The organism is Desulfosarcina cetonica JCM 12296 (assembly GCF_001311845.1).
GTDB lineage: Bacteria > Desulfobacterota > Desulfobacteria > Desulfobacterales > Desulfosarcinaceae > Desulfosarcina > Desulfosarcina cetonica.
On record NZ_BBCC01000261.1, the window covers coordinates 1 to 7,093 of the forward strand.

Annotated in this window: 10 protein-coding genes; 8 read left to right on the forward strand and 2 right to left on the reverse strand. The window is 63.0% G+C overall.

The window, feature by feature from the left end:
* Both JCM12296_RS31140 and JCM12296_RS31145 read right to left on the reverse strand, forming a co-directional pair.
* A partial coding sequence (locus tag JCM12296_RS31140; protein WP_172684204.1) for a DUF2207 domain-containing protein occupies window positions 1-586 on the reverse strand: 586 nt, incomplete at its 3' end.
* A gap of 24 nt (window positions 587-610) precedes the next feature.
* Window positions 611-1,168: a LemA family protein gene (locus tag JCM12296_RS31145; RefSeq protein ID WP_054701237.1), complete on the reverse strand. Its 558-nt coding sequence runs from the start codon at window positions 1,166-1,168 to the stop codon at window positions 611-613.
* A gap of 195 nt (window positions 1,169-1,363) precedes the next feature.
* Between JCM12296_RS31145 and JCM12296_RS31150 the strand changes: the two genes are divergently transcribed.
* Genes JCM12296_RS31150 through JCM12296_RS31185 form a run of 8 tightly spaced genes read left to right on the forward strand, consistent with a single transcriptional unit; the run spans window position 1,364 to window position 7,074 of the window.
* A complete protein-coding gene (locus tag JCM12296_RS31150; RefSeq protein WP_054701240.1) occupies window positions 1,364-2,722 on the forward strand; it encodes a hypothetical protein in 1,359 nt (452 codons plus the stop codon).
* Window positions 2,707-3,036 (forward strand): hypothetical protein, encoded by a 330-nt coding sequence (locus JCM12296_RS31155; RefSeq protein WP_054701242.1) that lies wholly within the window; start codon window positions 2,707-2,709, stop codon window positions 3,034-3,036. Before JCM12296_RS31150 ends, JCM12296_RS31155 begins: the two co-directional genes overlap by 16 nt.
* Window positions 3,027-3,911: an MG2 domain-containing protein gene (locus JCM12296_RS31160; protein ID WP_054701245.1), complete on the forward strand. Its 885-nt coding sequence runs from the start codon at window positions 3,027-3,029 to the stop codon at window positions 3,909-3,911. Before JCM12296_RS31155 ends, JCM12296_RS31160 begins: the two co-directional genes overlap by 10 nt.
* On the forward strand, window positions 3,893-4,183 hold the full coding sequence (locus JCM12296_RS31165; RefSeq protein ID WP_054701248.1) for a hypothetical protein: 291 nt from the start codon (window positions 3,893-3,895) through the stop codon (window positions 4,181-4,183). The genes JCM12296_RS31160 and JCM12296_RS31165 overlap by 19 nt, the downstream gene beginning before the upstream one ends.
* A complete protein-coding gene (locus JCM12296_RS31170) occupies window positions 4,153-4,728 on the forward strand; it encodes a hypothetical protein (protein ID WP_054701251.1) in 576 nt (191 codons plus the stop codon). Before JCM12296_RS31165 ends, JCM12296_RS31170 begins: the two co-directional genes overlap by 31 nt.
* The gene (locus JCM12296_RS31175; RefSeq protein WP_054701254.1) at window positions 4,725-5,306 is read left to right on the forward strand and encodes a hypothetical protein; all 582 of its coding nucleotides are present in this window, start codon (window positions 4,725-4,727) and stop codon (window positions 5,304-5,306) included. The genes JCM12296_RS31170 and JCM12296_RS31175 overlap by 4 nt, the downstream gene beginning before the upstream one ends.
* A complete protein-coding gene (locus tag JCM12296_RS31180) occupies window positions 5,210-5,833 on the forward strand; it encodes a hypothetical protein (protein ID WP_157068061.1) in 624 nt (207 codons plus the stop codon). The genes JCM12296_RS31175 and JCM12296_RS31180 overlap by 97 nt, the downstream gene beginning before the upstream one ends.
* Before the next feature lie 8 nt (window positions 5,834-5,841).
* The gene (locus JCM12296_RS31185; RefSeq protein WP_054701261.1) at window positions 5,842-7,074 is read left to right on the forward strand and encodes an alpha-2-macroglobulin family protein; all 1,233 of its coding nucleotides are present in this window, start codon (window positions 5,842-5,844) and stop codon (window positions 7,072-7,074) included.
* The last annotated feature ends 19 nt before the right edge of the window (window positions 7,075-7,093 follow it).

Consider the following 7,093-nt stretch of genomic DNA (forward strand, 5'->3'; position numbering starts at 1 on the left):
GCCGCCATCCATGGCGCGCCGTGAAGTCCCGGCCATCGTCACCGGCCGGGCCGGTATAAGCGGCATGCCGCACCACATCGGCCCCTGCGGGCAAACGAACCCGGGCCTGCACCTGATCGATGGCGAAATCCCAGCCGTTGCCGGTCACGTTCCAATACAATTCATCGTAATCGTCAAAGAATCCAATCTGGCGATCGGTGCGGTAGACCAAGGTATAGGTGTATTCCCCCGGCTTGAGAAGAACGTCCTTCTTCCCCATGTAAACCCGGATCCCGTTGCTGAGGGACTGGGTATGATAGGCCTCGGGTCGGCCGTCCCGGCGCACGTCCAGTACGTCGAAACGCACGACCACCTCACCACCGCGATCATTGCGGTAGCGCGTGGGAAAATCGCGGTAGATGCCGTGCCGGATCTGGTTAGCCGTTGACACCACACGAAGGGTTTCCGTGACCACCACCTGGCCATCGGTATGGATGTCGATCCGGCTGTCGTAGGAACGGATGCGTTCCCGCGCGGCCAGCAAGGGACCCGGCGCCAAAAAAAGAAGCAGCCAGACAACCACCGGGAGGACCTTGATCGGTCTCATGGGCGATGCCTCCATCCGTTGAATTTAATTAAATGTCACCTTTGGCACCGCCCGGTCGCCGGGATCCTCATTCTCGAAAAACACGGCCGGCTGAAAGCCGAACCCGCCGGCCACGAGGTTGCCGGGAAAGGATTCCACGGCGATGTTGAGGTTGCGCACGGTACCGTTGTAATAGCGCCGGGCCAGTTGGATCTGGTCTTCGATCTCGGCCAGCTGGTTCTGCAGGTCCTGGAAATTTCGGTCGGCCTTGAGCTCCGGGTAGTTCTCGGCCACGGCAAACAGGCGGGCCAGACCGGCGGACAGGGCGTTTTCCGCCACTTGTTTCTGGGATACGTCGGCGGCACCCAGGCTGCGCGAGCGCATTTCGCTGACCGTCTCCAAGACGCCGCGCTCATGGCCCATGTACCCCTTGACGCTTTCCACCAGGTTCGGAATCAGGTTGCTGCGACGCTTGAGCTGGACCTCGATGCCGCTCCACCCCTCACGGACCATGTTACGCAAGCGCACCAATCGGTTATAGAGAAGAACCAACACCATTGCCGCCAGGCCGGCAATGCCCAGCAACGCCACCAGGACGATCATAATGAACCTCCCCGTATCCGGTTTAGAAAACGATTATCCCCCTTATCGCCATCCGCCAGAAAAGATCAACCCCATGAATACGCTCGGCATCGGCGCATAGCCCTTGTTTCCCCATGCGACCTTATGCGATAGTGGCCATGGTTCTCAATCCACAAAAAAATTCCATCCGCCAACAGGAAACCGCCATGCCCATGATTGCCAAGATCGTCGGATCGCTGGTCGGCCGTTTGCGTTATACACCGGCGCCTGGATGACTGCCATCAACCGATTTCGTCAGCGTCGCCCGGCAGGTTCTGGCTGATCGTCATCCTTCTGGTTGCCGCGGTGGCAGGCGCCGGCTACACCCTGACCCGACCGAGCCCGTTGCAGGTGGTCGCCAGCGTCACCCCGCCGGATCCACCGGCCGATGTGGACGATCCCCGCCCCGGAGAGCTGGTGATCCGCTTTGATTATGATCGCCAAGACCCGCACCCGAATCGGCAGATCCCCCAAGGTCCCCCCAGCGTGGCGCGCATCGACCTGATCGGCAAACCCGTGACGGGCATCCAATTGGAGCCCGCGTTGGCCGGTCGCTGGCAGTGGCGCGATGACCACACCCTGACCTTTGAACCGGAACCCGCCTGGCCGGCGGGCACGCCGTTTCGCATCGTGTTGCCGCCGGCGATCTTCAGTCCGGAAACGCGCCTGAAAAAAAAGACCGCCGAATTTACCACGCCGGCTTTCACCGCCGCCATCGAAAGCATCGAATTCTACCAGGACCCGGCCCAAAGCAGCGTGCGCAAGGTGGTTGCCACCCTCTACTTCTCCCACCCGGTGGACCCGGCCGGACTCGAGCAGCACCTCTCCATGGCCATGCGCCCCTCCGGCGAGGGCATGGACACCCCGCCCCAACCGGTAAGCCTGAGCGTGACCTATGACAAACGGCAGCGGCGGGCCTACGTCTCTTCCGCCCCCCTGGATCTGCCGGCCCAGGCCAACACCCTGCGCCTGACTATCGCCGCCGGCGTGGCCCCGGCCACGGGGGGCAAGGCCACAACCCAGCCCCTTTCCGATACGGTGGTGGTCCCCGACCGCTACAGTTTCCTGAAAGTCAGTGCAGCCAAGGCCAGCATCGTGACCAACGACCGCCAGGAGCCCCAGCAGGTGATCAGCCTCGATTTCACCGACGCCATCGACCGGCAAACCTTGCTGGCCAAACTCTCCGTCTATCTCTTGCCGGCGGTCAACCCCCGGCGTAACAGCCGTCGCTGGAACGGCCCACGCGAGGTGACCCCCCAGGACCTGGCCGTGGCCCAGCGTCTGGCGCTGAAAATCGTGCCCAATCCACGGGACGCCGCCACGCACTACCACTTCGTCATCGATGCGCCGGAAAGGCGCTATCTTTACCTGCGCATCGATCCCCACCTGGCATCGGTCAACGGATTCGTGCAGGCAAGTTTTTTCGATGCGGTTCTGGCCGTACCGGCTATCCACGCCAAGTCCGCCTGGCCGGTGAGGGATCGCTGCTCACGGCTTCGGGTGAGCAGCGCCTGGGCATCATGGCCCGGGGCCTGACCGCCCTGCGGGCCACCCTCGGCCGGCTGCTGCCCGGCCAGATCGCCCATCTGATCACCCAGACCGATGGGGATATCCGCGATCCCTATTTCACCCACCCGGAGTTTTCGGAAGACAACATCAGCGCCATCTCCCGGGAAATCATTCCCCTCAAGCCCCTGCCTCCCGGCAAGGCCAATTATACCGCCCTGGACCTCTCCGCTACGGCCAAGGACGGAGAAAAGGGCTACGGCCTGTTTTTCGTCTCCGTGGAAGGCTGGGATCCGGCACGCAACCGACCGGTCACCGCGCCGCCGACCGACGGTTGGTCCTGATCACGGATCTGGGCCTGTTGGTCAAGGACAACGCCGACGACACCCACGACATTTTCGTGCAGCAGCTAAGCAGCGGTCAACCGGTCGCCGAGGCCGCGGTCCAGCTGTTGGGCAAAAACGGCCTGCCCCTTTTTCGTCTCACCACCGACACCGAGGGCCATGCGCTCATCCCGGTGACCCGGGACTTCACGGACGAACGCCAGCCCAGCGTCTATCTGGTCACCACGGCAACGGATACGGCCTTTATCCCCTTCGAAAGCCATTCCCGGCAGGTGGATTTCTCACGCTTTGATGTGGGCGGCCAATGGGATGACGCGGGACCGGAGGGTCAGTTGAACGCATTTCTCTTCTCCGACCGGGGGGTCTACCGACCCGGCGAGACGGTCCAACTGGGCATGATCGTCAAGAAGACCCCCCTGGACAATGTCGCCGACATCCCCCTCGAAGTGGCCATCCAGGGACCGCGCAACAATCCGGTCAAGACCGAGCGCGTGGTTCTGCCGGCCAAGGGATTTTTGGAATTTGCCTATCCCACCGAGGCCACCGCCGCTACCGGCCGCTACACCGTATCCCTCTACCTCGTCCGGGACAACCGCCAGCGCGGACGCCTTTTAGGGGGCACCGATTTCACGGTGGAGGAATTTCTTCCCGACACCATGACCATCAAAAGCACCCTGACCGGTGCGGAACCTCGCGGCTGGAGCCCGGCACCCAAACTTTCCGCCCACGTGAGCCTGACCAACCTTTTCGGTGCTCCGGCCCAGAACCGCCGATTGCAGGCGCGCATCAGCATCCGGCCGGCGACTTCCGCTTCAGCCAATGGCGCGACTATCACTTTTCCGATCCCCTCGGCAACGTGGCCGAGACCCCACTGACCCTGGATGAAGCCCTGGCGCCGGCCAACACCAATGACCAGGGCCAGGCCGTGTTCGATATTCCCCTGGACCGTTTCCGCGAAGGCACCTACCGGCTGGATTTCTTTGTCGAGGGCTTCGATCCGGCCGGCGGACGCAGCGTATCGGCCCACAACGGGACCTTGATCTCGCCGCTGCCCCATCTGGTGGGATTCAAAAGCGATGGTGATCTGGGATTCATCCATGCCGGTGGCGAGCGCAAGTGGATTGGATCGCCATCGACCCCGACCTGAAACCGCTGGCCTTGGACAACCTGGCCCTGACGCGCCTGGAAATTCAGCATCTCTCCACCCTGGTCAAGCAGCCCAACGGAACCTTCGCCTATCAGACCGTGGACCGCGAACGGCAAGTTGACAGCCGGCCCTTCGCCATCGCCGCCGAGGGCAGCACATTCGCCCTGGCAACCGCCGATCCGGGGGATTACGCTATCGAGGTTCGCGGATCGGACGGCACCCGGCTGGCCCGCCTGACTTATACGGTGGTGGGCCATGGCAACCTCACCGGCCGGCTGGAAAAGGAAGCCGCCCTGCAACTGCGCCTGGACAAAAGCGACTACAGGGCCGGTGAAATCATTCAGGTCAGTATCACGGCACCCTATGTGGGCGCCGGTCTGATGACCATCGAAAGCAATAAGGTGCACGCCTTCAAGTGGTTCAAGACCACCACGACCAGCACCCTGGAAACGATTCGCCTGCCGTCCGACCTGGAGGGCAATGCCTACCTCAACGTGGCCTTCGTACGTGACGCGGCTCCCAGGAGATTTTCACCAGCCCCTTGAGCACGGCCGTTACGCCCATCACCATCGACCGCAGCCGTCGGCAACTGAGCGTGGACCTTCGTGTCGAGGAGAAGGTGAAGCCCGGCGAAACCATGACCATCGGCTACCGCACCGACCGGCCCTCGCGGATGGTGATCTTTGCCGTGGACGAGGGCATTTTGCAGGTGGCCGGCTACCAGATGCCCCAGCCCTTGGATCATTTCATGAAAAAACGCGCCCTGCGGGTCGATACCCGCCAGATGCTCGACCTGATCCTGCCCCCGTACGCGTTGCTGCACGAGGCCATGGCCAGCGGCGGTGATGCGATGAAGCGCGCTTTGGCGGCCAACATCAATCCCTTTGCCCGCAAGACCGACATACCGGCGGTCTTCTGGTCCGGCATCGTCGATGGTGATCAAAAAGAGCGGACCGTCAACTTTACCGTGCCCGACACCTTTGCCGGCAACCTGGTAGTCATGGCCGTGGCCGTGGGCGAAGATGCGTGGGAACGGCCACGGCCAACACCCTGGTGCGCGGTCCCTTCGTGCTCTCGCCGAGCCTTCTGCTCCAGGCCGCCCCGGGGGATGAGTTTAGGGTGACCGTCGGGGTCTCCAACCTGGTGGAAGGCAGCGGACCGGATGCCACGATTACGGTTGGCATCATTGCATCGCGGAATCTCATCATCGTCGGTGAACGCACGCGCCAGGTGGTCATCGGTGAAGGAGACGAGGCCCCGGTGCACTTTATCGTTCACGCCGGCAACGCGCCCGGAGCGGCCAGCCTGACGTTTACGGCCCAGCTGGGCGATGCGGTGGCCAGCCGCACAGCCGGCCTGAGTATCCGGCCGGCCATGCCGTATCACACCACCTTCACCAGCGGATATGCCAAGGATGGCGCTGCCTGGCTGCCCATCACCCGCAACCTGTTCGACCAATTGGCCGAGCAGCATGCAACGGCATCGGCCAGTCCGCTGGTTCTGGTGGATGCCCTAACGGCCTATCTGGAACATTTTCCCCATGGCTGCACCGAACAGCTGGTCAGCCAGGTCTTTCCCCTGGTGGCACTATCCACGACCCGGCCTATGCGGCCCAGCGGCCGGCCATCGAAAAGCAGGTCGGCGTCCTGATCGACCGGTTGCGGGAGCGGCAGCAGGCCAACGGCGGCTTCAGTTTCTGGCCCGGCAGCGATACGGCCAGGGATTTTCCCAGTGTGTATGCGCTGCATTTTCTGATCGAGGCCCGCGAGGCAGGCTTTGCCGTTCCCGCGGATATGCTGCGCCGGGGCATCGCCTTCATTCGCGAGGTTGCCGACCGGAAGATCGCGAATCTGGCCGACGCCGTCATTCGCGCCCAGGCCATCTATCTGCTGACCCGCCAGGGCGAAACCACCACCAACCTTCTCGTGCGTCTGCAGGAGAACCTGGAGAAAAACCACAAGGAGGCCTGGCGGAGCGATCTGACCGCGGTCTACATGGCCGCCACCTACCGACTGCTCAAAATGGACGGCGACGCCCAACGCCTGGCCAGCCGCTACCGCCTGGGAACGGCGCGCAGCGCGGCTATGGGCGACTTCGATCAGCCGCTCACCCGCGATGCCCAGGCCCTGTATCTCCTCAGCCGGCATTTCGAAAGCCGGGCCCGGGACCTGGATGGGGCGATCCTCCTGCAACTGCTCGATCCGATTTTCAAGGGCAAGACCAACACCATCGGTGCCAGCTACACCATTCTCGGGCTGGTAGCCTACGGGCGGTTGAACCTGCCCGAAGGTCAACCCGAGTCGGTTCATTTTCAATATGAAGCCGTCGACGGCACGAAAAGGCCGCTGGACAGCCACAACGCGCCCTTCCCCACGGCCAGTTACCCGGCACACGACGGCCAGATCGGGATCAGCGGGGCGACCCCGCTTTTCTACGCCAACGTACAATCCGGATTCGACCGGACCCTGCCGGACGCTCCCTCGCGTTCGGGATTGGAAATATACCGGGATTATCTGGATGTCGATGGCGCGATGGTGGCGTCCTTCGTCCAGGGTCAGGAGGTCCTGGTACGTCTGCGGATCCGCGCGCTGGAGGCCGAGCATGTGAGCAATGTGGCCGTCATCGACCTTTTGCCCGGCGGTTTCGAGGCCGTACGGCAATCGGTATCCCGCGAGATCCAGGGTTGGCGGGCGGACTATGTGGATGTGCGCGAAGATCGGGTGATCTTTTATGGCAGCGTGGGCAAAAGTGTGCGTGAGTTGACCTACAGGGCCAAGGTCACCGCGCCGGGCCAATTCACCCGGCCACCGGCCTTTGCCGAATCCATGTACGACCGCACCCTTAAGGCCGCCACGCCGGCGGGCGTGCTGACCGTCATGCCGGCACCATGAAACGCACCGTTTCGGTGAC

Excerpts from the sequence above, each read along its gene's own strand:
- JCM12296_RS31155 (WP_054701242.1), top strand. The coding sequence starts at position 2,707 with ATGGCCCGGGGCCTGACCGCCCTGCGGGCCACCCTCGGCCGGCTGCTG.
- JCM12296_RS31145 (WP_054701237.1), bottom strand. The coding sequence starts at position 1,168 with ATGATCGTCCTGGTGGCGTTGCTGGGCATTGCCGGCCTGGCGGCAATG.